The 24,401-nt window shown below is 70.4% G+C and carries 21 protein-coding genes and 1 pseudogene; 4 read left to right on the top strand and 18 right to left on the bottom strand.

Features of this window, described 5'->3' with window-relative positions:
- Positions 1-39: 39 nt before the first annotated feature.
- The 16 genes from tagH to tssB form a co-directional block, all read right to left on the bottom strand.
- On the bottom strand, positions 40-1,359 hold the full coding sequence (tagH, locus tag JR065_RS02250) for a type VI secretion system-associated FHA domain protein TagH (RefSeq protein WP_343237236.1): 1,320 nt from the start codon (positions 1,357-1,359) through the stop codon (positions 40-42).
- A gap of 79 nt (positions 1,360-1,438) precedes the next feature.
- On the bottom strand, positions 1,439-1,978 hold the full coding sequence (locus tag JR065_RS02255) for a DUF6931 family protein (protein ID WP_429001833.1): 540 nt from the start codon (positions 1,976-1,978) through the stop codon (positions 1,439-1,441).
- Between the two features lie 19 nt (positions 1,979-1,997).
- Positions 1,998-3,986 (bottom strand): type VI secretion system tip protein TssI/VgrG, encoded by a 1,989-nt coding sequence (gene tssI / locus JR065_RS02260; protein ID WP_206231708.1) that lies wholly within the window; start codon positions 3,984-3,986, stop codon positions 1,998-2,000.
- 258 nt (positions 3,987-4,244) lie between these two features.
- Complete coding sequence (locus JR065_RS02265) at positions 4,245-5,549, bottom strand: tetratricopeptide repeat protein (protein WP_206231885.1); 1,305 nt, start codon at positions 5,547-5,549, stop codon at positions 4,245-4,247.
- 67 nt (positions 5,550-5,616) lie between these two features.
- The gene (locus JR065_RS02270) at positions 5,617-5,904 is read right to left on the bottom strand and encodes a PAAR domain-containing protein (RefSeq protein WP_206231709.1); all 288 of its coding nucleotides are present in this window, start codon (positions 5,902-5,904) and stop codon (positions 5,617-5,619) included.
- Positions 5,905-5,964: 60 nt separating this feature from the next.
- Complete coding sequence (locus tag JR065_RS02275) at positions 5,965-8,463, bottom strand: serine/threonine-protein kinase (RefSeq protein WP_206231711.1); 2,499 nt, start codon at positions 8,461-8,463, stop codon at positions 5,965-5,967.
- Between the two features lie 962 nt (positions 8,464-9,425).
- Entirely contained in the window at positions 9,426-10,256 is an 831-nt protein-coding gene (locus JR065_RS02280; protein WP_206231713.1) for a hypothetical protein, read from the bottom strand.
- A complete protein-coding gene (locus JR065_RS02285; protein WP_206231715.1) occupies positions 10,177-11,133 on the bottom strand; it encodes a hypothetical protein in 957 nt (318 codons plus the stop codon). The genes JR065_RS02280 and JR065_RS02285 overlap by 80 nt, the downstream gene beginning before the upstream one ends.
- A gap of 102 nt (positions 11,134-11,235) precedes the next feature.
- Entirely contained in the window at positions 11,236-13,992 is a 2,757-nt protein-coding gene (tssH, locus tag JR065_RS02290) for a type VI secretion system ATPase TssH (RefSeq protein WP_206231717.1), read from the bottom strand.
- Positions 13,993-14,040: 48 nt separating this feature from the next.
- Entirely contained in the window at positions 14,041-15,075 is a 1,035-nt protein-coding gene (tssG, locus tag JR065_RS02295; protein WP_206231719.1) for a type VI secretion system baseplate subunit TssG, read from the bottom strand.
- Positions 15,039-16,922: a type VI secretion system baseplate subunit TssF gene (gene tssF / locus JR065_RS02300; protein ID WP_206231721.1), complete on the bottom strand. Its 1,884-nt coding sequence runs from the start codon at positions 16,920-16,922 to the stop codon at positions 15,039-15,041. Before tssF ends, tssG begins: the two co-directional genes overlap by 37 nt.
- 2 nt (positions 16,923-16,924) lie before the next feature.
- Complete coding sequence (tssE, locus tag JR065_RS02305) at positions 16,925-17,428, bottom strand: type VI secretion system baseplate subunit TssE (RefSeq protein ID WP_206231723.1); 504 nt, start codon at positions 17,426-17,428, stop codon at positions 16,925-16,927.
- Positions 17,429-17,440: 12 nt separating this feature from the next.
- A complete protein-coding gene (locus JR065_RS02310; RefSeq protein WP_206231724.1) occupies positions 17,441-18,232 on the bottom strand; it encodes a type VI secretion system accessory protein TagJ in 792 nt (263 codons plus the stop codon).
- 74 nt (positions 18,233-18,306) lie between these two features.
- Positions 18,307-18,810: an Hcp family type VI secretion system effector gene (locus tag JR065_RS02315; RefSeq protein WP_184414202.1), complete on the bottom strand. Its 504-nt coding sequence runs from the start codon at positions 18,808-18,810 to the stop codon at positions 18,307-18,309.
- Between the two features lie 88 nt (positions 18,811-18,898).
- Positions 18,899-20,392: a type VI secretion system contractile sheath large subunit gene (gene tssC / locus JR065_RS02320; RefSeq protein WP_206231726.1), complete on the bottom strand. Its 1,494-nt coding sequence runs from the start codon at positions 20,390-20,392 to the stop codon at positions 18,899-18,901.
- A gap of 3 nt (positions 20,393-20,395) precedes the next feature.
- A complete protein-coding gene (gene tssB / locus JR065_RS02325; RefSeq protein ID WP_206231728.1) occupies positions 20,396-20,905 on the bottom strand; it encodes a type VI secretion system contractile sheath small subunit in 510 nt (169 codons plus the stop codon).
- A 419-nt stretch (positions 20,906-21,324) separates the two neighbouring features.
- Here tssB and JR065_RS02330 point away from each other — a divergent pair.
- A pseudogene (locus tag JR065_RS02330) lies at positions 21,325-21,843 on the top strand (helix-turn-helix transcriptional regulator); the annotation flags it as partial.
- A 149-nt stretch (positions 21,844-21,992) separates the two neighbouring features.
- Here the strand turns inward: JR065_RS02330 and JR065_RS02335 are convergent.
- Both JR065_RS02335 and JR065_RS02340 read right to left on the bottom strand, forming a co-directional pair.
- Positions 21,993-22,439 carry a universal stress protein gene (locus tag JR065_RS02335; RefSeq protein WP_206231731.1) on the bottom strand — a complete coding sequence of 149 codons (447 nt, stop codon included), beginning with the start codon at positions 22,437-22,439 and terminating at the stop codon, positions 21,993-21,995.
- A gap of 78 nt (positions 22,440-22,517) precedes the next feature.
- Positions 22,518-23,081: a maltose acetyltransferase domain-containing protein gene (locus JR065_RS02340; RefSeq protein ID WP_206231732.1), complete on the bottom strand. Its 564-nt coding sequence runs from the start codon at positions 23,079-23,081 to the stop codon at positions 22,518-22,520.
- An 83-nt stretch (positions 23,082-23,164) separates the two neighbouring features.
- Between JR065_RS02340 and JR065_RS02345 the strand changes: the two genes are divergently transcribed.
- The 3 genes from JR065_RS02345 to JR065_RS02355 all read left to right on the top strand — a co-directional run bounded on the left by JR065_RS02345 (position 23,165) and on the right by JR065_RS02355 (position 24,278).
- The gene (locus JR065_RS02345) at positions 23,165-23,368 is read left to right on the top strand and encodes a hypothetical protein (RefSeq protein WP_206231734.1); all 204 of its coding nucleotides are present in this window, start codon (positions 23,165-23,167) and stop codon (positions 23,366-23,368) included.
- A gap of 110 nt (positions 23,369-23,478) precedes the next feature.
- Positions 23,479-23,784, top strand: coding sequence for a nucleotidyltransferase domain-containing protein (locus tag JR065_RS02350; RefSeq protein WP_206231736.1), 306 nt, complete (start codon positions 23,479-23,481; stop codon positions 23,782-23,784).
- A 5-nt stretch (positions 23,785-23,789) separates the two neighbouring features.
- Positions 23,790-24,278 (top strand): hypothetical protein, encoded by a 489-nt coding sequence (locus JR065_RS02355; RefSeq protein WP_206231737.1) that lies wholly within the window; start codon positions 23,790-23,792, stop codon positions 24,276-24,278.
- Positions 24,279-24,401: the final 123 nt, after the last annotated feature.

The following is a 24,401-nucleotide window of genomic DNA, read 5'->3' on the forward strand; positions in this document are numbered from 1 at the left end:
TCGGCGCCCCAAGCCGCCGGCGATCGCCACGGCACCCGGCTACCCCATCTTCCCCGCGCGCCGCGACGACTTGAGCCGCGCCAGCTGCGCCTCGTAGGCGCGCGCGAACTCGTCGCCGAACAGCCGCCGGAAGCACTCGTCCGGGTCCTTGGCCAGGGTCTGGAAGTTGTCGCGGTAGCGTTCCCAGTAGCGGCCCTTGCCGGCGAAGGCCAGGCGCTTGCCGCCGGCGTCGGCTTCCTGCTCCAGCCGGTCCGGGCTGAAGTGGAACAGCATCGACTCGAACGCCGCGCGCATGCCGGCCAGCATCGCCATCTGGTGGCAGCGGATGTCGTCGAAGGCGTCGTCGAAGGCGGCCGCGCCGGACAGGAACGCCGGGCTGGTCGGCGCCAGCAGCTTGTGCAGCGCCTCTTCGGGCGTGGCGGCGAACTTCAGCGGATTGTTCTCCGAACGCTGGATCACCGTCACCGGCAGGCGGAAGGTGTTCTTGATCTCGGCACGGGCGCGAAGCACCTCCATCACCCCGTCGACGACGATGTCGAAGATGCGTGCCAGCTCCGGTGGCAGCGCCGCCGCGGCAGGATGCGCGGCCGCAGGTGCGCCGGCGGACGGCGGCGGCGAGAGCGCCGGCGGCGGGGCGAAGTCGCCGATGGTCAGGTCCCAGTTCTCCGGCAGCTCGTAGCCGGTGCCGGCAGCCGCCGGGCGCGGCGGAGGGAAATGGTCGTGGGTGGCCGCGCTGTGGTTCCACGCGCCCGGCACCGGCACCGGTGGCGCGGTCGGCAGCGGGTCGAGCAGGCGCAGCGGGTCGAGTTCGCCGCCGGCGCTGGCCAGCCCGGTATCGCCGAGCAGCGCGTCGTCGTAGCCGGCGGCCGCGCGCGCCGGGCTGCCGCCGAACGCCGGCAGGCCGAAATCGAAGTCGAACGCGTCCTCGGCCGCGGGCGTGGCGGCGCGCGGCGGCATCGGCGCGGGCGCCACCTGGGTCAGGTCGGGCGCATCGTCCAGAGGGGGCGCCTGCGCGGGCGGCGGCACGGGCGGCGCTTCGGCCTGCAGTTGCACCTCGATCTCGAAGCTGTCCAGCTGCAGCCGGTCGCCATCGCCGAGCGCGGCCGGGTCGCCGCGGTGCAGCGCCGCGCCGTTGAGCAGCATGCCGTTGGTGCTGCGGTCCTCGATGAAGTACATGCCGTTGAGATAGCGTACCAGCGCATGGGTACGCGACACGCCGGGCGCGGCCAGCACCCAGTCGCTGTCGTCGGCGCGGCCGATGCTGCCGCCGCGCTGGGCGAAGGCCATCTGCGCGCGCGCGCCGAACTGGGCCGCGTTGCGGCCGGCGACGGTGAGGATCAGCTTGGTCGATGTGGACACGCGAATAGGCCCTTGCAGGATCAACAGTGGAAAAGCCGCCGCGCGCGGTGCCGCGGTTCGGCGCGCGCACCGGCGCCGATCATGGCCCCGCCCCGCCGCCGGCCAGCAGGTCGAGCGCGTGCAGCGCATAGGCGCTGCGCCGCGCTTCGAACTGTTCCGGCTGCTGCGCGGCGAGCAGGTTGATCGCCGCCACCGCCGCGCGCGCGGTCAGGTGCTCGGCCGGCGGCACCGGGGTCTGCTGGTCCGCAGGCGCCAGGCTGCCGCCCGACCACGCCACCGCCGCGGCCAGCCACGCGCCCAGCGATGCGTAGCCGCCGGCCTGGGCGAAGGCGAAGGCGGCGCGGCGGTTGGCCTCGTTCGGCTCGCGCACCCACTTCTCGGCCAGCGCGGCACCGGCGCGGTCCTCCGGCGCCAGCGCCTCGCCGCGCGCGCACTGGCACAGCCACGCCACCACGTAACGCTTGGGCAGCAGCCGCGCCAGCAGCTTCAGCGCATCCTGCGGCTGGCCGCCGTCGAGCAGGGTGCGCACCGCCACCTGCGCCGGCAGCGCCGGGTCCAGCCGCGCGCGCGCCGGCGCCGACAGCTCCATCTCCGCGCAGGCCTGCTCGATCGCGTTCATAGCGTTCATGACCGTGCCCTCAGCCGATCATGATCAGCGCGCCGCCGATCTTGTGCACCGCATCGGCCTTGAGGTTGAGCGCCGGCGCCTGCAGCGTGCCCAACGCCCCGCCCTCCAGCGCCAGCAGCGCATCCGAATGCACCTTGACGCTGACGCCGGCGCCCACGTCCACGGTGGCGGCCCCCTTGATCGCCACCTGCACCCCGCTCTCCACCTTCACCGTGTTGTGGGCGAAGACGCTGACGTTCACGCCCCTGATCTCGATCTCGCCGCTGCTCTTCATCACGATGCTCGACGCGCCGGTGACCAGTTCGATCTGGGTGCCGGCGCTGAGCTTGAACGTCTTGCCGACGGCGTGGGTGGCGTTGTTGCCGACGTCCAGCATCTCGTCGCGGCTCACGGTGTGCTTGCGGTCGCGCTTCACCGTCACGGTCTGGTCGTTGTCGATGGTGGCGAAGTGGTCGTTCTCCACTTCCTCGCGCAGGTCCTTCTGCGCGTGCACGAACAACTCCTCGCTGCCCAGCTTGTCCTCGAAGCGGATCTCGTTGAAGTCCGCGGCGGCGCCGCCGGCGCTGCGGCTGCGCACGCCGCTCTGGGTCTTGTTGTCCGGCAGCGCGAACGGCGGCAGGTGATCGGCGTTGTAGACGCTGCCGATCACCAGCGGGCGGTCCGGGTCGCCTTCCAGGAAACTGACCACCACCTCCTGGCCCACGCGCGGGATGCTCTGCGCGCCCCAGCCCTTGCCGGCCCACGACGAGGCCACCCGCACCGGGCACGAGGGCTTGGACCCGTTGCGCGCGGACGTATTCCAATGGAACGTGACCTGGATGCGGCCGTGCTGGTCGACGACGATGTCCTCGTCGACGTCGCTGCCGGTCACCACTGCGGTCTGCAGCCCGGCGATGGTCGGCCGCCGCGCCTGCGCGGCGCTGCGGAACGGCAGCCTGCTCTCGATGGCCTCGAAGCGGCACGCGAACGGCGCGCCGTCGTCGCCATCGCCGGACACATAGCCCGGCGCCTGCAGCGTGGTGTCGGCGGCGATCACCAGGTACTCCTGGTTCCATTCGCGGTGCGGGAAGTCCTGCAGCGCGAACAGCGCGCCCACGCTCAGGCCGCAGGCGGTGGTCTGCCCGCGATAGCGCGAGCGCTGCACGTTGTGCGCTTCGGCCAGAACCTGCGCATAGCGCTTGCCGTCGGCGACCTGCACGTGTGCGCCCGGGTAGTCGAACGCAGCCAGGCCGCCGACCGCGTGCAGGTCGCCGCCGTGGCCGATCTCCTCGTCGGCGGCCAGCGATGCGCGCGGGCGCAACGGGTCGTAGTCGGTGAGCTGGTGGCGGGTGGTGTGCACCGCGCGCGCCAGCTGCCATTCGCTGACCGAGGCGCTGTTGCGGTTGCCCTGCTGCGCCGGCGGCACGTAGGGCAGCGTATCGAAGCCGCGGGTGCGCGCATGCGCGCCCAGCGCGTCGGCCAGCACCAGCGTATGCGCGCTGGCGCTGTGGGTGAAGAAGTAGTAGATGCCCTCCTGCTCGAGCAGCCGGCTGACGAAGTTGAAGTCGTCCTCGCGGTACTGCACGCAGTAGTCGCGCTTGGGGTAATCGCCGCTCAGGCTCAGCTGCACGTCGCCGTAGCCGATGTCGCCCAGCACCGCGCGCACGATCTCCGGCACGCTCTGGTCGGTGAAGATGCGGCAGTCGCGGCGCTGGGTCAGCAGCCACGGCTTGGGTACCAGCCTGGCGTCGAGCACCGCGTAGCTGAGCTTGTCGATGCTGGTGAAGCCGGTCTGCGCGATCTCCGCGACGATGCCATGGAACCAGCGCCGGTAGCCGTCGCCGGTATCCAGCTGCACCGCCATCGGCGTGCCGAGCAGGCCGCGCAGGTCCGGCTGCGCCTGCTTGCACAGCAGCGTCAGCTGGAACGCGAACAGGCGGCCCAGCTGCTCGTGCGCCTGCATCCGCCAGAACAGCAGCTGGTCGCCTAGGTCCGATTGCAGCGTGATCGTGCGCGCCATGGTCACAGTCCAGGAAGTCGGTCGCCGCGTGCGGTCGCGCGCGCCGGCGGTGCCGCGCGAGCCATTGCGCCGCATGGCCGGCGAGCGATGGTCACATGCCGCTGCCGGCAAAAGCCGACGTTTTGTCTCAGCGCCGGGGGCGCCGCTGCGCACCGTGGCCGCGCCCCGCGCCGCTTGTGCTGCGGCGTCCGTCGCGACAGCGGCACATGCTTGAGACGGCTACTAACCAGCGGACGAGGTCCGTGCGCGCGCCGCGCATCACCGGCCCGCCAGCACCACCCATCCGCGCACCGGCAGCCCGCCCTCCTTGCGCAGCACGTCGGCGTCGATGCTCGTGGAGCGGAAGCCGGCCTCGGCCAGCGCCGTGCGCACATGCGCGCGGCTGTGCCGGTAGCGGCCGCTCGCGCCCAGCAGCACCCGCTCGGGCGCGTCGTCGAGCGCCTCGACGGTGAAGGCCAGCCAGCCCCCGTCGCGCAGCGCGCCGTAGGCCGCCAGCAGCACCTCGCGCAGGTCGCCGAAGTAGACCAGGGTATCGGCCGACACCACCACGTCGCAGCCGGCATGCCGCTCGCGCAGGTAGGCGGTGAGTTCGCCCACCACCAGCGCATCGTAGCCGCCGCGCTGGCGCGCCTTGCCGATCATGCCGGCGGACAGGTCCACCCCGGCCAGCTGCCGCGCGTACGGCCGCAGCAGCGGCGCGCACAGTCCGGTACCGCAGCCGGCGTCGATCACGTCCAGCGCCGCGCGCGGCGCGCCCAGCCGCGGCGCCAGCGCATCGGCCAGCAGCTGCGGCGCGCGGTAGTCCAGGTTGTTCAGCAGTTGCTCGTCGAAACTGTCGGCGAAGCCATCGAATACCTCGCGCACGTACGCATCGCCGGCGCGCGCGGGCGCGGCATCGCCGCCGCAGGCGGCCAGCATGTGCCGGGCGATCGCGTTGCCCGGATCGCGCGCCAGCCAGTCGCGATACACGCCCACCGCCTCGTCGTGGCGGCCAAGCAGGTACAGCGCGGTGCCCAGCGCTTCCAGCGCGCGCAGGTTGTCCCGGTCCAGTTGCCACGCGTGGCGGAAGCAGTCGGCCGATTGCTGCAGATGCTCGTGGTGCTGCGCATGGTTGCGCAGGAACAGCCCGAGCAGGTAGTGCCCGTGCGCGAAGCCGGGCGCCTGCTGCAGCAGCTGCGCATAGGCGGTGAACGCCTCCTCCAGCCGCGCCTGCGCCTCCAGCACCACCGCCAGGTTGCTCAGCGCGTTGTGGTGCGCCGGGCCGTTGGCCAGCGCGCGCCGGTAGCAGGCTTCCGCGTCGGCCAGGCGCCCGCATTCCTTGTGCACGTTGCCCAGGTTGTTGTGCGCGTCCGGGTGCGCCGGGATCAGCGCCAACGCGCGCCCGATCAGCGCCACCGCCGCGTCGCTGCGCCCGCGCTGGTGGCTGAGCACGCCCAGGAAGTGCAGCGCGTCCGCCTGCGCCGGCTGCGCGGCGAGCAGGGCGCGATAGCCGCGCTCGGCCGCCTCCAGGTCCCCGGCCCGGTGCGCGGCGATGGCCTGCGCCAGCGTCGGCGGCGTCCCCATGCCGTCCAGCGCCGCTTCCCCCTGCTCGCGCCGCATCGCGGCCCCGGCCTGCTCCATGCCCTGTCCCCTATCCGATCAATACCGTGAAGCAACCGAGCGTGATCGTCCCGCCGTGCGCGGTGCTGTCCCCCATCCGCGCCGCCGGCAGGCCGCCGATCAACACCGCCGGCGCGCCGGAGACGATGGTGTCCGGCGGCCCGACGCAGACCGCCGCATCGCTGAGCCGCGCCGCGGGCAATCCGCCGATCAGCACCGTCGGCGCGCCCGGCGCCAGGATCGGCCCGCCCACATGCGGCACCACCCCGGTGACCATCGGGCAGACGTGCAGATCGGTGAGGCGGGCGGCGGGCGGCATGGCGTGGACGGCGCGTTGACCAGGGCGCCAGTGTCGCGCCTCAGCGCGCGCGCCGACCCGTCATTTCGTCTCAGCAGCATGGATCGCCGCAACGGGCGCGACGTCGCCGGCATCCAACTTGGCCAGCGTCTCGCGCACCGACGCCAGCGGACCGTCGGCGTCGCCGTACAGGCCGATCAGGATGCCGCGGGCGCGCTCGGCATGGCCGCGCGCCGGCACCGGCTGTCCCAGCGCGATCTCGGCCTCGGCCAGCCCGCGCAGGATCTCGGCGGTCACCGCGTGCCGTTCGCCGACCGCGCGCTCGGCGCTGGCCAGCGCGGCGCGCTGCTCGGCGGCCGAGCGCTGCGGCTGGCCGTCGTCCAGCAGCCAGAACGCGTGGTTGGTGCGCGCGATGATGCTGGAGAGGTGTTCGTCGCCGTACTTCGCGCGCCAGCCGTGCAGCGCCGCGCGGTAGTGCGGGCCGGACTCGGTCAGCTTGCCTTGCTGGCGCAGCGCGCCGGCCAGGTTGGCGTGGATCATCAGCGTATCGACGCCGTTGGCGCCGTACAGCCGCACGAACACCGGCAGCATCGCCTTGAGCTGCGTCTCGGCGGCGGCGAAATCGCGCTTCATCAGCAGGTACACCGCCAGGCTGTTGCGCAGCGACAGCGTCAGCGGATGATCGGCGCCCAGGCGCGCGCTGCGCCGGCGGATCAGCTCGCCGGTCAGCGCGATCGCCGCGTCGTAGGCGCCGCCGTCGGCCAGGTTGGCCGCGTAGCGGTCGCCGGCGGTCACCACATCCTGGTCGTCGATCGGACGGGTGCGCAGCAGTCCGCCGTAGGCCTGTTTGCTCTCCCGCAGCGCCGCCTGGTAATCGCCCTGCTCGCGCAACGCCCAGCTCAGGCGGGACTGCAGGTCGTAGCCCAGCGGCGAATCCACGCCGTCGCGGCGCCGCACCTGGCCGATCGCCTCGCGCAGCACCTGTTCGGCCTGGCGGGCTTGGCCGACCATCACCAGCGCCTCGCCGAGCATGCGCATGGCCTGCAGCTCTTCATCGCTGTACCTGCCCAGGTGCGCCGCGGCGTGCTGGCGCACGGCTTGCAGCTGCGCTACCGCGCGCCGGTATTCGCCCAGGCCGATCAGGCTCCTGCCGATGGTCAGTTCCACGTCGACCAGCGCCTGCGGCTGGCCGGCCAGTTCGCGCGCGGCGCGCAGCGAGGCGCGGTCCATCACCTGCAGCAGCAGGGTCTTGTCCAGGTCCTTGGCGACCGCCGGATCGACGCTGGACAGCAGCGAGCCGAGGAAGCCGGCGGTCACCTGCGCGCGCTGCGCCTCGCGCGCGATCTGCCGCAGCGACCACGCGGTGCTGGCCAGGCCGCCGAGCAGGCTCAACAGCACCAGCGACGAGGCCACCACCGCGCTGCGATGCCGCTGCACGAACTTGCGCGCGCCGATCCAGCGCTGCGCCTTCAACGCGCGCGGCGGATAGTCGCCCAGCCAGCGGCGCAGGTCGTCGAGCAGCGACGACACCGAGGCATAGCGCGCTGTCCGGTCCGGCGCCATCGCCTGCACGACGATCGCGTCCAGGCCATCGTGCAGCGCGCGCAGCAACCGCGCAGGCGCAAGCCCGCGCCGCGCGGCCAACGCGCGGCGCTCCGGCTCCGGCTGCGCCTGGATCCAGCGCGACGGCGCTTCGGGCACGCCGCGCTCGAACAGCTCCGGACGCGCCCCGCAGATCAACTCGTACAGCATCGCGCCCAGCGAGTACACGTCGCTGCGCGCATCGATCCCGCCCGCATCGCCCTGCGCCTGCTCCGGGCTCATGTAGCCGGGCGTGCCGCGCGCGCCGGCCGGATTGCGCGACGGGTCGGCGGTCTCGACCGCGATGCCGAAATCGATGATGCTCGGCGCCGCGCGTCCGTCGATGGCGCCGACCAGCACGTTGTTCGGCTTGATGTCGCGGTGGATCACGCCCTTCTGGTGCGCGTGCTGCACGCCTTCGCCGACCCGCACCAGCAGCTCCACCCGCGCGCGCAGCGACAGCGCCTGCTGCTCGCACCAGCGGGTCAGCGGCTCGCCGCGGATATATTCCATCACCAGGTACGGACGCCCCTGCGCATCGGTGCCGGCGTCGTGGATCTGCGCGATCGCCGGGTGCTGCATCTGCGCCAGCAGCCGGCATTCGAACTCGAACACCGCGCGCTGCTGCGCATCCAGCGCCGCGGCGGCGACCAGCTTGATCGCCACCTCGCGCTCGTAGGCGCCATCGGCGCGATGGCCCAGATAGACCCGACCCATGCCGCCGGCCCCGAGCAGGCGGTCGATCGCCCACGGCCCGAAGCGGGTGCCGGTCGGCACCGCCGGCGCCTGCGCCAAGCCGCGCATCGCCGCCAGCACCGGTTGCTGCGCGATATCGGTGGGCCGCATGTCCGCCGCGAGCATCGCCAGCAGTTCGTGCAGCAGCACCGGATCGTCGCCGGCCTGCGCCTGCGCGAAGGCGGCGCGCTGCGCCTCCGGCACCTCGCAGGCCTGGTGGAACAGCGCCTGCAGGCGCTGCCAGGCGGCGGGGGTCAGTGGCATGGTGGGGCGAACACCCTGGAGGCCGGCGCAACACCGGTCCAGGCGCTGGCATCCCGCTTCGCAGAGGGAACGTGCGCGACCGAGGTACTCCGGCCGGCGGCGAAGAACGGACTGAGCGGGAAGTCGGGCATGGCCGGCCGGATGGCGAAGATGATGCTCAAGTATCACGCATACCGACGACATTGCTCCGCTTCCACATCGGTTCCCGGCGCGAGAGAGCAAGCGGATCGAAAGACCTTCCGCCGCCACCTCATAAAAGCTCTAAGCGCACCGCGCGAACCCCGAGGCTCGGCGAGGGCATTCGGACTCACGATGGTTGCCGTGCCGCGGACGGCATTCGATACGCTACTGCGGGGCGATATCATCCAGATCCACATCCCTCCCCCTCACGCCGGATATGGGAAAGCTACCGTCTTCGGATATGTAGTCACTCTTCCTTCCGTTGCAAGACCTGCATATCCACCAGAGGTTCTCCGGATCGTTGTAGAGCGCTCGAACATAGGAGAGCTTGATCGTGCCATTGATCATATGAGGACCGGCCAACGCAGCCACATACTGCCGCCAGGGGCCCATATGGTCCAACTCGAATGCCGCAGACGCGCGCCCGCACCTGGGACAAATCGACCCCGGCCCCGGTTTGGCCGGAACCCCCATCGAGGTCAGTATCTTCTTCGACAGCCAACTGACCTTCTTCCTCTCCAGATCCTTCAGTCGCACCCTCGAGGAGCGAAACCGAGCACCTAACCTGCGAGCGCGGTGCTTGATCTTTTTCGCATGCGTCCTTCCCATATCCCACCTCTCCCGAATGATGTAGATACCTTCCACTACCGATGAATGCCACGTGCTTCTCGCGCGAGTGGCGGTCGACGATCCGGAACCGGTCCGCGAGCAGCGAGGCATCCGGTCGATCGGCCACGGCTCATATCGGCGCCGATAGCTTCCGGTCTGAGCGCTGGCGTGTCCTACCCCTTCTTTATCCAGTCCAATGACACACCCGATGGGAGCCGGTACGATCCGTTAGCACCCGTTGCGGATGTCTTGATGGTTCCCATGCTCTTGAGAATATCCAGGATGTCATCATTGACTATCTCGTCGTCCGTACCGTAAGCATTCACTCTGCAGCCGAGTACCGACGACAGCTGTTCCGCCACCACATGCGTAAGGTGCCGATAGCTTGATTCGCTCATGTTTCCCGTGCTGCATCCGGCGAATATCACATGAAATGTGTCATCCAACCGAGAGGGAGTGAAGCACTCGCGATGGGCCTTGAACATGTCTTGCCAGGTTTGGGTGTTTTGTACGTTGATCATGCGTCGGTCCATCTGCAAGCCGGCGAGAGCGGCCTGATGCTCTGGCTGCTTCAGCTGCTCCATTTTTCCAAGCGGCGTACACCCCATCCCAACGGTCATCACCCCGGTGTTTCCATGCCCGGCGAATACCAATGTATCGAAAGTCATGCCGCCACTTTTACATTCGATCGCAATCCGCTTGAGAAGGCTATTCAATGATCCGGCTACGCCGTAGCGGCACTTGTCCTTGTTCTGTTCGGCGAACATCTTCACGCAAAAGATAAAGTCTCCAACCGAATCGTCCTTCTCCGGATCGAAGTCCACAGCCTCGGCCAGCGCTCGTCTGGCCTGGTATATCGCGTCCTTGCCGCTTTTCCGCGCCGGAGCCCCGCCTTTCTTATTTTTCTTCTTGTTGTTCTTATTTTTATTTTTGTCGCCACTGCGCGTATTGCTTTGCTTGTACCCATAGGCGCTTGCCATATTCTCGATCGCAAGGAACATCATGACGCGGAACTCCTATCGTATTCGGCAGATTGATCAATGCTCCCCAAACCCTGTGGGCGGAAATTGCGATTCCGGATCGGCGATCGGCAGAGCGGGGAGTGTTCGTTCGTCCGGAGCAGCGGACGCAATCCCATTGCGCGCGACTGCGTTCGGCCAGCGATCTCCAGCCGTAGGCGGACTCAGACACCGATCGGCGATACGGAGGACCCCCTCCGCCTCCGACCCCGGCATCGTCGTCCGGGTCACCTTTCTTCCGCCAATGATCGACGGCGGGCTTGCAGGTGCTGGGCAACAGGCGCCAGGGATCGAGCCAGTGGGTGCTCGGCTCGCTGGTCACCCATCCTTCCGAGAATCCGATGCCCAGGTAGGCCAGCACCGCCCGGCATAACGGGCAGATCGGCTTGCTGACACCGATGCGCTTTATTTCCAGAGCTGGGTTCTTCTCACGCAACAGGTAGTGCAGCACTACGTACATCTCCGCGTGCAAATGGGCCCCGCCCGCCGGCTTGAACACGAGGCCATGGCCGGCGTAATGACGCAACGCGTATTGCTCCATCACCGACATGAAGCGCTGGGGAAACACCACGTGACGGCCATTGCGCTTTTCCACCACCGCGGTGACGCATTGGTCGCCGCGTCCCTGCCAGTTGTAGGCGTTGTGAATGTTGTAGGCCACGTCGTCCAGCTCCGAGCGCCGGGCGTTGGCCGTGGGAGCCATGCCCAGCAACGCTTCGCGTGCGCTCCGCACGACTTCCCGGCGCAACTCCGCATCACGTTCGCGCTGCGCGGCCTCGCGATTGCGCTGCTGCGCACGCAGCGCCTCCGCCTCCTCCGGAGTCACGCGGCGCCTAGCTGATCGCTGCAGCGCCAACTTCACGCAGTCACGCGAGTGACCGATGCCATCGAGGGTTAGATTCTGGCCGCAATCCGAGCACCTTGCCACGGGTCACCTCCTTGGAATAGGGCACATCGAGCGGCATCAGAATTGATAGGAGAGCTCGCCGCCTTCCACACCCATCCGGGTACGCTCGATGGGTACTCCCGCGATCATCCGATTCAAGAACTCCCGCGAAATCTCCGGCAACATCGAATTGGTCAGGATCGCATCGATCATCCGCCCGCCCGATTCGCTCTCGGTGCAGCGGCTGACCACCAGCTTCACCACGTCCTCGTCGTAATCGAACGGGATCTTGTAGCGGGCTTCCACGCGCCGCTTGATCCGGTCCAGCTGCAGCCTGACGATCTGCCCGAGCATCGCGTCGGACAGCGGGTAGTACGGGATCGCCACCAGCCGGCCGAGCAGCGCCGGCGGGAAGATCTTCAGCAGCGGCTCGCGCAGCGCCTTGGCCATGCCGTCCGGGTCCGGCATCAGTTCCGGGTCCTTGCACAGGCTGGCGATCAGCTCGGTGCCGGCGTTGGTGGTGAGCAGGATCAGCGTGTTGCGGAAATCGATGCGGCGGCCTTCGCCGTCTTCCATCACGCCCTTGTCGAACACCTGGAAGAACAGCTCGTGCACGTCCGGATGCGCCTTCTCCACCTCGTCCAGCAGCACCACCGAGTACGGCTTGCGGCGCACCGCTTCGGTGAGCACGCCGCCTTCGCCGTAGCCGACGTAGCCGGGAGGCGCGCCCTTGAGCGAGGACACGGTGTGCGCTTCCTGGTACTCGCTCATGTTGATGGTGATCAGGTTCTGCTCGCCGCCGTACAGCGCCTCGGCCAGCGCCAGCGCAGTCTCGGTCTTGCCGACGCCGGAGGTGCCGGCGAGCATGAACACGCCGATCGGCTTGTGCGGGTTGTCCAGCCCGGCGCGGGTGGTCTGGATGCGCTTGGCGATCATCGCCATGGCGTGGTCCTGGCCGATCACGCGCTTGGCCAGCAGCTCGGGCAGGCGCAGCACGGTGTCGATCTCGTTGCGCGCCATGCGCCCGACCGGGATGCCGGTCCAGTCGGCGACCACCGCGGCCACCGCCTGGTAGTCCACGGTGGGCAGGATCAGCGGGCTCTCGCCCTGCAGCGCGCCCAGTTCCGCCTGCACCTGGCGCAGCCGCGCCAGCAGCGCGCCGCGCTCGTCGTCCTGCATGCCGCCGGGCGCCGGCATCTCCTGCATCTGCTGCGCCGGGGCCTGCTGCGCGAGCGTCTGCGCGGCCGCTTCCAGCGGGCTGCCGGTGCCTTCGATCGGTGCGGTGCCGGCGCGCAGCTGCGCGCGCAGCGCCAGCAGTTCGTCGACCAGGGCCTTCTCCGCGCCCCAGCGCTGCTCCAGTTCGGCCAGGCGCGCCTGCTCGGCGCCAAGCAGCGCGCGGCACGCCGCATCGCGTTCGTCCACGCCGATGCCGATGGCGCGTTCGCGCTCGATGATGCCGCGTTCGGTCTGCAGCGATTCGATGCGGCGGCGGCTGTCGTCCACGTCGGCCGGAGTGGCGTGCAGGCTCACCGCCACGCGCGCGCAGGCGGTGTCGAGCAGGCTCACCGACTTGTCCGGCAGCTGCCGCGCCGGGATGTAGCGGTGGCTGAGCCTGACCGCCGCCTCCAGCGCCTCGTCCAGGATCTGCACCTGGTGGTGCCGCTCCATGGTGCTGGCCACGCCGCGCATCATCAGCACCGCCTTGGCCTCGTCCGGCTCGTCCACCTGCACCGCCTGGAAACGGCGGGTCAGCGCGGGGTCCTTTTCGATGTACTTCTTGTACTCGGCCCAGGTGGTGGCGCCGACGGTGCGCAAGGTGCCGCGCGCCAGCGCCGGCTTGAGCAGGTTGGCCGCATCGCCGGTGCCGGCCGCGCCGCCTGCGCCGACCAGGGTGTGGGTCTCGTCGACGAACAGGATGATCGGCCTGGCGCTGGCCTGCACTTCGTCGATCACCGCGCGCAGGCGCTGTTCGAACTCGCCCTTCATGCTGGCGCCGGCCTGCAGCAGGCCCACGTCCAGCGCGCGCAGCTCCACCTCCTTCAGCGCCGGCGGCACGTCGCCGCGGGCGATGCGCTGGGCCAGGCCCTCGACCACCGCGGTCTTGCCGACGCCGGCCTCGCCGACCAGGATCGGGTTGTTCTGCCGGCGCCGCATCAGGATGTCGACCACCTGGCGGATCTCGTCGTCGCGGCCGATGATCGGGTCGAGCTTGCCGTCGCGCGCCTGCGCGGTCAGGTCGGTGGTGAACTTCTTCAGCGCCTCCTGCTTGCCCATCGCCGCCGGGGCGATCGCGCCGCTGGCCTCGCCCGGCGTGCCGGCGTCGCCGAGCCGGAAGCCGTCGCTGGGCAGCAGGCCGTCCTCCGGCGAACCGGCGACGATGTCGGCGAAGCGCTCGCTCAGCGCCTCCGGCTTGATCTTCTCGAACTCCCTGGAGATGCCGACCAGCGCATTTCGCAGAGTGCGCACGCTGAGCACGCCGACGATCAGGTAGCCGGTGCGCACCTGCGCCTCGCCGAAGCCGAGCGAGGCATACACCCAGCCGCGCTCCACCGCCTCTTCGACGGTGCCGGACAGGTCGGTGACGCCGCTGGCGCCGCGCGGCAGCCGGTCCAGCGCCTCGGTCACGTCGCGCGCCAGGTTCGATGGGTTGAGCTCGAAGCGCTTGACGATGCGGTGCAGGTCCGAGTCGGGCAGCTGCAGGATCTGGTGCAGCCAGTGCACCAGTTCCACGTACGGGTTGCCGCGCAGCTTGCAGAACACGGTGGCGCTTTCGATGCCGCGGTAGGCGAGCTTGTTGAGCTTGCCGAACAGGGCGCTGCGACTGATCTCGGCCATGGCGGTGATTCCTCGTGCGGATGCGGTGGAGAGGTGGAAGGAAAGCGCTCAGCCGGACGGCCGCAGCACCACGTCGTCGGCGTCGGCGATGTCCCAGCTGCGCTGGCCGAGCCACGTGTCCAGGCCCAGGCGTCCGCCGCGCGCCAGCGTGGTCGCCGGCACCTCGTCGGACTTGAGCAGCAGTTGCAGGTCCCAGCCGTGCTCGTCGCCGATGTAGCTGCGCACCGCCGCGGCCAGCTGGCGCAGCGCCTCCCCGCCGGGCAGGAAGCGTTGGAACGCGCTGCGCGGCAGCGGCCCCAGGCGCAGCCGGAAGCGCTGCTGCGCGCCGCGCGCGTGCGCGCCGAGCACGCTGCTGCGGCCGAGCCCGGCGACCTGCGGCGAAGCGCCCAGGCGCAGGTGCGCATCGTCGGGCAGGCGCATCCATTCGGCGACGAACTCGATCACCTGCACCGGCACCCCGAACAGCTGCTCGACCAGCCCGCGCAGGCCCTCGGCGTTGCGCGCCACCGGCAGCAGGCGGCCGGCGAAATGGCGCCGCGCATCGTCGGGCAGCGCATCGCGTTCGCGCAGGTGCGGCGAGGCCATGCCGATCAGCGCGTCCAGGTAGCCGCGGAAGCGGTCCTGCTGCGGGCGGTCGGCGTGCACGGTCGGCTGCGCGTCGGCCCAGGCGCGGTAGAACAGGCTCAGCATGCGGTGGTGGAAGATGTCGGCGAACGCGGCCAGGGTCGGGTCCTTGGCGTTGCTGCGGCGCTCGATCGCGTATTCGCTCAGGTGCAGCGGCAGCGGCGCGTTGGGCCCGAACAGGCCCAGGAACAGCCCGTACAGGCGCGCCGGCGCGTCGCCGGCGGCCGGCTCGTAGCGGTCGATCGAACGCGGCGCGAACGCCAGCGACGGCGTGTGCCGCAGCCGCACCGGGTCGTCGGCCGGCCGGGTCGAATGGCCGAGCCGCGGCTGCTGCGGGTGCGCGCGCTCGAGCGCGCGCAGCGCGGCGAAGAACTCGAAGTCCTGCGGCCGCTCGCGCAACGCCCGCTGCAGCGCCGCGGCGCTCACAGGACCTGCCGCGTGCCGGGCCGGGCGGGCCATCGCGCGACCTCGTTGCGTTCGGTGGTGCGCAGCACGGTCTCGGCGAACGAGTTCACCGACACGTAGCGCGCGAAGAAGTGCTGCATCACCGCGCCCAGCAGGAACGCGCCGGTGCCTTCGAAGGCGCTGTCCTCGCAGGTCAGGGTGATCTCCAGGCCGCGGCCGAAGGTGATCGGGCCCGGTGCGGGAATGCGCCGCACGATCGGCCGCGCGCTCACCGCCTTGAGTCCCTCGATCTGGCGCAGCGCGGCGGCGTCGAACGGGTCGCAGTACAGGGTCAGCATCTCGCGCAGCGCGGCGGCGCCGTCCTGGCCGTCCTCGAACAGCGACAGGTAGTTCAGCTGCAGGTGGCTGAGCAGGCGCCAGGCGGTCTCGCCGCCGGCCAGCGCCGGGCGCGGCTTGGTCGGCCCGGCCACGCAGCGCACGCTGCGCACCGGCGCGCCGCCGTCCAGGGTGAAGTCGGTCACGCCCTTGCCGACCGGCATGTGCAGCGGCAGGTCGCGGTTGCTGCACAGCAGCTGCAACCCGAGCTGGCGCAGCGAAGTGGCGTAGGCGCCGTCGCCGGCATCGACCAGGCTGACGAACACCTCGCTGCCGACGTAGCTGGAGCGCGCGCCCTGCCGGCGCTGCCGCGCCGACAGCAGCCGCGGCTCCCGGCGCAGCGTGTAGAACGCGCCGTGCCGCGCGTGCCAGGTGCGCGCGTCGCCGCCGTAGAACGGCAGGAAGCGCTGCTCCGGTTCCTGGCGGTCGCCGAAGCCCTCGACCTCGCCCAGGCTGTGGATCTCGAAGTCCATCGGCCGGGTGCGGTCGGCGAGCACGTGGTATTCGGTCTTGCCCGGCGCCAGGTGCACGCGGTCGGCACGGCGCGGGAACAGGTTGATCGCCGGCGTGCAGAACAGGCGGAAATTGTCCGCGCTCACCGCCTGCGCCAGGCTCGGCACGCTGCGCTCCAGCAGCACCACGACCTCGAACGCGGTGCCGTGCAGCCGGCGCAGTGCCGCGCGCAGCCCGCACAGTTCGGCGAACAGGAAGCGCTCGGGGCAGGCGAAGTACTCCTGCAGCAGCCGGTAGCCGCTGAACGCGCGGCCGTCGTAGGGGATCAGCGCCTCGTCGTCGGCGAAGCCGCGCGCGCGGATCGCCTCGCGCCCGCGTGGCAGTTCCAGCCCCGCGCCCGACGCGTCCTGGCCGCGCACCAGGAACCCGGCGGCGTTGCCGAGCAGCTGTTCGTACAGGCGCTTGGGCAGTTCGTCGCCGCCAGCGATGAACAGCGGCAGCGCGTCCAGCGCCAGCATGCCAGCCTGCACCCCGCCGAGGGTTTCGAAACGCAGCCGCAGCGCCGCGCGCACCGGCCTGCCGGCCGGCAGGCCCACCCCGGCCGCGGCGATCGCCGCCGGCGTGTCCAGGTACTTGGCCTCGCGCAGCGCCAGCGGCCACAGCGTCACCGCGTGCGCGGTGCGGTATTCGCAGGCGGTGCGTTCGCCGCCGGCGACCAGGCTGCGCAGCGCGGTATGCCGCGGCACCAGGTGCCCGGCGGCCAGCGCGCTTTCGTTCGGGTCCGGCTGCAACTGCACCACCGCCATCGACGGCAGCGGCGCCAGGTAGTGCGGGTAGACCATTTCCAGCAGGTGCTGGGTGAACACCGGGTACTGCGCATCGAGCTTGAGCTGCACGCGCGCGGCCATGAACGCGAAGCCTTCCAGCAGCCGCTCCACGTACGGGTCGGCGCACTCGAAGCCTTCCAGGCCCAGGCGCCCGGCGATCTTGGGAAACTCGCGCGCGAACTCGCCGCCCATCTCGCGCACGTGTTGCAGTTCGCGGTTGTAGTAGCCGAGCAGGCGCGGGTCCATGGTCAGGCGTACCCCTCGGTCACGTCGAGACGGCCGGTCTCCAGGTCCAGTTCGGTCTTCAGGTACAGGTTCAGCGGCAACGGCTGCGCCCACATCTCCGATTCGATGAAGAACACCAGCGAGCGGCGGTCCATGCGCCGCGCGTCGGCCTGCACGGTCACCCGCAGGGTGTCGGCGATGAGCCGCGGCTCGAAGGCCACGATCGCCTCGCGGATGCGCTGCTGCAGCGCCGCCGCGTCGATGCCGGACATCGCCACGCCGGCCAGGTCGGGGATGCCGAAGTTCAGCACCGAGCGGCGCACCTCCGGGTACGCGTCGAGCGGCTGGTCGGTAGCCAGGTTCACGCAGTTCAGCAGCCACGACAGGTCGCGCATCACGCACTCGCGCAGGCGCGCGGCGGAGATCACCCGCTGCTCGCGGCTCTCCTCGCGGCGCAGCGGCTCCTCGTCGGTGAGCCGGTCCAGCAGCGACGGCTGCAGCCGTTCCTGGGTGGTGAGTTCGGCCATCGCACGCGCCGCTCAGGTCGGATCGAACAGGATCTGGCGCACGTCCAGCAGCGGATAGTCGCCGCCGTCGGTGGCCCACATGCGCTGGCCCAGGCCGGTGTCGCCGTCGGCGCCGCTCCAGTCGGTGCGCCGTGCCAGCAGCAGCTGGCCGTCGTCGCTCAGTTCGGTGCCGGGATAGCGCACCGGCACGAAGCCCAGCGCCTCGCCGCCGTTGCGCCAGGTCACCGCCACCGGCGCCCATACCGTGTCGCGCAGGTCGGCCGGCGCCTCGAAGCGCAGCGCCTGCACGTGGGCGAACGGGACCCAGGCATAGCCGCCGTTGACCACCAGCTCCAGGCACGGGCCGAAGCGCGGATCGGCATCGGCGATCCAGTCGAAGCGATCGTCGTCGAGCGTGCCGGCCGCCGCCGGGGCCTGCGCGAACGCTTCGGCGCGCAACGCGGCGGCCTGCGCATGGGCGCCGCCGGCCGACAGCTTCAGCGCCTGCAGCAGGTGCGCCAGCCAGGGGTCCGGTTCGCCGAGCACGGTCGGCAGCGCCCGCCCGGCGAAGACCGCGGCGCGTTGCCGCTCGGCCTGCACGGTGATGGCGTAGGTGCCGGCCAGCGCGGCGTTGCCGGCGTCCAGCTCGCGGCACGCGTCCAGCTGCGCGCGCGCGCGCTCCCACTGCCCCAGCACCGCCAGCAGCTGGAACAGGAACACGCGCTGGCGCGCGTCGGCCGGATGCTGGCGCACGCGCTGGGTCAGCAGCTTCAACGCCTCGTCGGGACGACCGTGGCGCAGCAGCAGTTCGGGAGTGGTGTCCATGGTCTGCCCGCACGAAGAAGGGATCGCGGCGCCGCCGTCGCGGCGGTGCCGATCGCGTGGCCGGGTGGCGGCCGTCAGGCCTTGGCGACGCCCTGGATGTCGTAGGTGAATTCCTTCGCCCCGCCCTGCGCCGTGCCCTTGTCGTCCTGCGGCTGGAAGCTGTACTTGAACTTGCCGAAGTGCAGGGTCACGTTCTCGGTGAGCCGGTCTTCGCCGCCCGAGCCGCCGGTGGACAGCGAGGTGACCAGCACGCCTTCGCTCAGTTCCAGGGTCAGGAAGTCGGTCTGCTCGCCGGTGGCGTTGGTGACGTACAGCCACGCGTTCTCCACCCGCGCGCCGGTGCACACCGCATCCAGCAGCGCATTGGAACAGCCATCGACGTACTTGGTGATGGAGATGTCCTGGATGTGCGCCTTGCCGCCGCTGGCCGAACCGCCGCCGGTGTGCAGATCGCCGGAATTGCTCGCGCCCCACGACCAGGCCAGGATCGGCACCTCGCCCTTGTGCTTCTTGTGGTTGGACGCGCCTTCGATCTTGACCTTGCCGCTGCCGAACTTGATGTGCATGTCGAACGCCATGGAACTGCTCCTGTAATGGAAAACGCAACAACGATGGGTCGGCGCGCGGCGCGTCGCCGCGCCGGCGCCGTGGCGCGGACGCGCCGGGTCAGGCCTTGGCCGCCGACGGCAGCCGCGACACCAGCCGCAGCGACACGGTCAGCCCTTCCAGCTGGTAGTGCGGCTTGAGGTAGAACTTGGAGGTGTAGTAGCCGGGCGCGCCTTCCACTTCCTCCACCACCACCTCGGCCGCGGCCAGCGGCTTGCGCGCCTTGGTGTCCTCGCTGGAGTTGGACGGATCGCCGTCGATGTACTGGGTGATCCAGCGGGTCAGCCACACCTGCATCTGCTCGCGGTCGCTGAACGAGCCGATCTTGTCGCGCACGATGCACTTGAGGTAGTGCGCGAAGCGGCAGCAGGCGAACATGTACGGCAGGCGCGCGCCGAGCGCGGCGTTGGCGGTGGCGTCCGGGTCGTCGTACTCGTCGGGCTTGTTGAGCGACTGCGCGCTGATGAACGCGGCCATGTCCGAGTTCTTGCGGTGCACCAGCGGCATCAGCCCCATCTTGTCCAGTTCGGCCGAGCGGCGGTCGGTGATCGCCACCTCGGTCGGGCACTTCATGTCCACGCCGCCGTCGTCGGTGGGGAAGGTGTGCGTGGGCAGGCCCTCGACCGCGCCGCCGGACTCGATGCCGCGGATCCGCGAGCACCAGCCGTACTGCTTGAACGAGCGGTTGATGTTCACCGCCATCGCATAGGCCGCGTTCTGCCAGGTGTATTTGGACGAGTCGGCGCCGGCGGTCTCCTCCTCGAAATCGAACTCCTCCACCGGGTTGGTGGACGCGCCGTACGGCAGGCGCGACAGCGTGCGCGGCATCGCCAGGCCGATGTACTTGGCATCCTCCGACTCGCGCAGCGAGCGCCACGCGGCGTAGTCGGGGGTGGAGAAGATCTTGGCCAGGTCGCGCGGGTTGGACAGCTCGCTCCAGTTGTCCATGCCCATCAGCCGCGGCGACACCGCCGAGATGAACGGCGCATGCGCGGCCGCGGCGACCTGGGCGATGCCGTTGAGCAGCTCCACGTCCGGCGGGCTCTGGTCGAAGTAGTAGTCGCCGACCAGGCAGCCGTACGGCTCGCCGCCGAGCTGGCCGTATTCCTGCTCGTAGACCTTCTTGAAGATCGGGCTCTGGTCCCAGGCGGTGCCCTTGTAGCGCTTGAGCACCTTGCCCAGCTCCTTCTTGGAGATGTTGAGCACGCGGATCTTCAGCTGCTGGTCGCTCTCGGTGTTGCTGACCAGGTAGTGCAGCCCGCGCCAGGCGCCTTCCAGCTGTTGCATGTCGGCGTGGTGCAGGATGTGGTTGAGCTGCTCGCTGAGCTTGCGGTCGATCTCGGCGATGTAGGCCTTGATCGTCTGCGACACGTCCTCGCTGACCACGTCGCTGCGGCGGAGCACCTGCTCGGCCAGGGTGCGCACCGCCGATTCCACTTCTTCCTTGGCGCGTTCGCTCTTGGGCTTGAATTCCCGGTTCAGCAGCGCGGCGAAATCGCCCGCCTCCAGGGTCTGGGTGGCGCTGCCGGCTTCGGCCAGTTGTTCGGTCGCCATGGCTCAGGTCCCCTGCGGATCGGTTTCGGGCTTGGCCGCCGACACCAGCGACTGCAGCAGGGCCGGGTCGCGCAGCGCCTGCGCGATCAGGTTCTCGGCGCCGGCCTTGCCGTCCATGTAGGTGTCCAGGTTGGCCAGCTGGGTGCGCGCCTCGAGCAGCTTGGCCAGCGGCTCGACCTTGCGCGCCACCGCCGCCGGCGAGAAGTCGTCCATGCTCTCGAAAGTGATGTCCACGCTGAGCTCGCCTTCGCCGGTCAGCGTGTTGGGCACGCTGAAGCGCGCGCGCGGGCGCATCGACTGCAGGCGGCTGTCGAAGTTGTCCACATCGATCTCCAGCGCCTTGCGTTCCTCCAGCGACGGCAGCTCGCCGGCATTGGCGCCGGACAGGTCCGACATCACCCCCATCACGAACGGGATCTGCACCTTCTTCTGCGCGCCGTAGACCTCCACGTCGTACTCGATCTGTACCCGTGGCGCCCGATTGCGGGCGATGAATTTCTGACTGTTTGCCATTGCCTAGCCTCCGATTGAGCCCATCGACCCGGCTGCCGGCGTTCCCCGCAGTCCGGTCCCGCATCTGCCGCCGCCTGTCCCCGCAACGCCGACGCGGCCGCCGGCGCGCTCCCCTCGCGCCGCCGTCGTTCCGCCTCCACGTTCCCCTTGCGCCTGGGCGCGGCAACCGTTGGCCGCGCCCGGTAGTCGCGGGCGCCGCGCCAAGCGGCCATGTCCCCTGCCGCCTGACGCCTGCGCGGCGCGTTTCACACGATGCGGCGAGTCTAGGAACGCGCCCGGCGGGCCACCCGACATTTCGTCTCAGCGCGGCGGCGGCGTCTACGCCGGTGCACAAACGCGCCGGCGATGATGGCTTTCGTCCGCTTCCCACGGTTGTACCCAGGACAGGCCCCGTGGGGTGGGCCGAAAGCTGCGCCGACATGACCGTTTCCCGTGTGCCGACCTCCCTGCCGCGCGTGCATCCGCTGCCGGGCGCCGGCCCCGCCGTCGCCGACGAACCGCTGCTGATCGACCTGCTGGCCTACATCGAGGAGAACATCGGCGAGCCGGAACTGGGCACCGAGTCGCTGCTGGCGGCGTTCCACCTGTCGCGCGCGACGCTGTACCGGCTGTTCCAGTCGCGCGGCGGCGTGGCCAGCTACATCCGCGAGCAGCGCCTGCGCACCGCGCACCGCTACCTGCAGCTGCATCCGGAATGCAGCCTCACCTGGCTGCTGTACGAAATGGGCTTCGCGTCCGAGCGCCAGTTCCAGCGCGCGTTCCAGGCGCGCTTCGGCATGTCGCCGGCGCACTGGCGCAAGGCGTGCCGCGCGATGCCGCACCCGCCCAAGGAGGAACGCCGCGGCCCCTACATCCCGATGTGGCGGATCATCCGCGAACTGTGCCGGACCTCGATGGTCGACGATGCGCCGGTGTATGCGGCGGCCGAGCCGGCGACGGCGCAATAGCCGCCGCCGCTCCCTGTAGGAGCGGCTTCAGCCGCGACAGGATCTTGCCGGGAACGGTCGCGCGGGGAAGGTTTCGGTCGCGGCTGAAGCCGCTCCTACAGGAGCCGCCGCCGCTCGCGGCGCGCAATGGAACCCTGTCCTCAGCGGATCACCAGCACCGGCACCTGGCTGCGCGCCAGCACCTCGGCGGTCTGGCTGCCGAGCAGCACCCGGCTCATGCCGCGGCGGCCGTGCGAGGTCATCACGATCAGGTCGTTGTGGTGCGAGGTGGCGATGTCGATGATGCCTTCGGCGGCGTAGCGGTCGAGCACATGGCAGCCGTGCGCGGGCACGCCGGCCGCCGCGGCCGCTTCAAGCGCCGGGCCGAGGATCGCCTGCGCGCCTTGCTCGCGGTCCTGCCGGTACTCGGCGGTGGCCTCGTAGCCCACGCTCCAGCCCATCGCGTCGTACATGCCCATCGCCCAGGGTTCGGAAACGGTGACGATGTCCACTTCGGCGCCGAGCCGGGCGGCCAGCGCCAGCCCCTGCTGCAGGCCCTTGCTGGACAGCTCGGAACCGTCGGTGGCGATCAGAATGCGCTTGTACATGTGCGTGCTCCGGTGACGCCGCTTGCGCGGCATGGGCACCATTGCACACCCGGCGTGGACGCCGCGCCTTGACCCGGATCAATTTCCGGACGATGGCGCCAGCGGCCGCGCCGGATTGCCGGCCACGCGCGCGCCGGCGGGCACGTCGCGGGTGACCACGCTGCCGGCACCGATCACCGCGTCGTCGCCGATGGTCACCCCGGGCAGGACGATCGCGCCGCCGCCGATCCACACGTTGCGGCCGATCGTCACCGGCCGGCCGAGTTCCAGCCCGGCCTGGCGCTGCGCCGCGTCGCGCGGGTGGTCGGCGGCGTAGAGCTGCACCGCCGGCCCGATCTGGGTGCCGGCGCCGATGCGCACCGGCGCCACGTCCAGGATCACGCAGTTGAAGTTGAGGAACACGCCCTCGCCCAGGTGGATGTTGTAGCCGTAGTCGCAATGGAACGGCGGCCGCACCACCGCGCCGGCGCCGACCGCGCCCAGGCGCTCGGCGAGCAGCTCGCGGCGCCGTGCCGGCGGCTCGGCCAGCGCCGCGTTGTAGCGCACCATCCAGGCCTTGGCCGCGGCCTGGTCGGCCTGCAGCTGGGCGTCGCCGGGCCGGTACGGCTCGCCGGCGAGCATCTTGTCCTTCTCACTGCGCATCGTGCCCTCCCAGGCGATCGAGGGCGGCCATCATCGCATTGGCCGGCGACGCGTAGCCACCTTGCGGATGCGGGCCGCGCCTGATGGCCGCCACGCGCGTGACCGGAACGCGCACGGTGCAAGCGTCGCAGGACCAGGCGTGCGCGCGCTTCGTGCGTGCTCGCCCGAACCGCTGCGTCCCGCGGCAGCAGGCACCGGATGTGCGCGCTTCGGTCCTCGCGCCGTTGCTCGCCCAAAAGCGGATGACGATCCAGCGCTCGGCGGGCCTGGCGGTACCGGCGGCCTGACCATGGACCAGCGATGCAAGGCGCTACGTTCCCGAGCCCAAGGCCGTATCGGCGCTTGTTCGCCGCGGTGGAACTTCGGTAACCTGGACTGCTGGCTTGGAGGATCCACTATGCCCAGCACGCTTCCTGCGTTGCATCGCGAGTTTGTGCAGAAGGTCCGCGCCGCGGTCGCCGGCGACCCGCGGATGGCCGCGCTGCTGGCCGGCGGTTCGTATGTCCACGGCGGCTTCGATCGGCATTCGGACCTGGACTTCGTGGTCGTGGTCGACGAGGACCGGTACGATGAGGTGATGGCGTCGCGGCTGCATTTCGCCGCGCGGATCGGCGGCCTGCTGTCGGCCTTCGGCGGAGAGCATGTGGGCGAGCCGAGGCTGCTCATCTGCCTGTATGGCCCGAGTTGCTCCATGTCGACCTGAAGTTCGTGACCGCGGCGGACCTGGACCGGCGCATCGAGCGTCCGGCCATGGTGTTCGCGCGCGATCCCCAGCATATCCAGGCGCGGCTCGATGCCGCGGCCATTGCGTGGCCGGACGCCTCGCCGGAATGGTTCGAGCAAAGGGCGTGGATCTGGCTCCACTACGGCGCCACGAAGCTCGCACGGGGCGAACTGTTCGAGGCGATCGGGATGCTGGCCTTGTTCCGCGAGCAGGTGCTGGGGCCGATGCTGCATCGTCGGGCCGGGCGTCCGCAGCGCGGCGTCAGGCGCCTGGAACTGGCGCCGGAACCGTCGAGCGAGCAGCTGGCGGCGACCGTCGCCACGCACGAGGAAGCGTCGGTGCGTTCGGCGCTGCTGGCCGCCATCGCGCTCTACCTGGATCTGCGCAACGACCGACCGCCGCGCGACCCCGTCGGCCACATGCCACAGGCGCTGCTCGACTATCTGAGCGACAGCGCCACGCCTTACCGATGACGCGACGGCCGGGCCCTCGATGGCCCGGCCGACACCGCCCCGTGCATCCAAACGCCGCGACATCGGCAGCGCGTGCCTCCATGCGACCCGGCTGCCGCATCGGCAAGCCGTATTGCCGGGGTA

It is taken from the genome of Xanthomonas sp. (assembly GCF_017163755.1).
Classification (GTDB): Bacteria; Pseudomonadota; Gammaproteobacteria; order Xanthomonadales; family Xanthomonadaceae; genus Xanthomonas_A.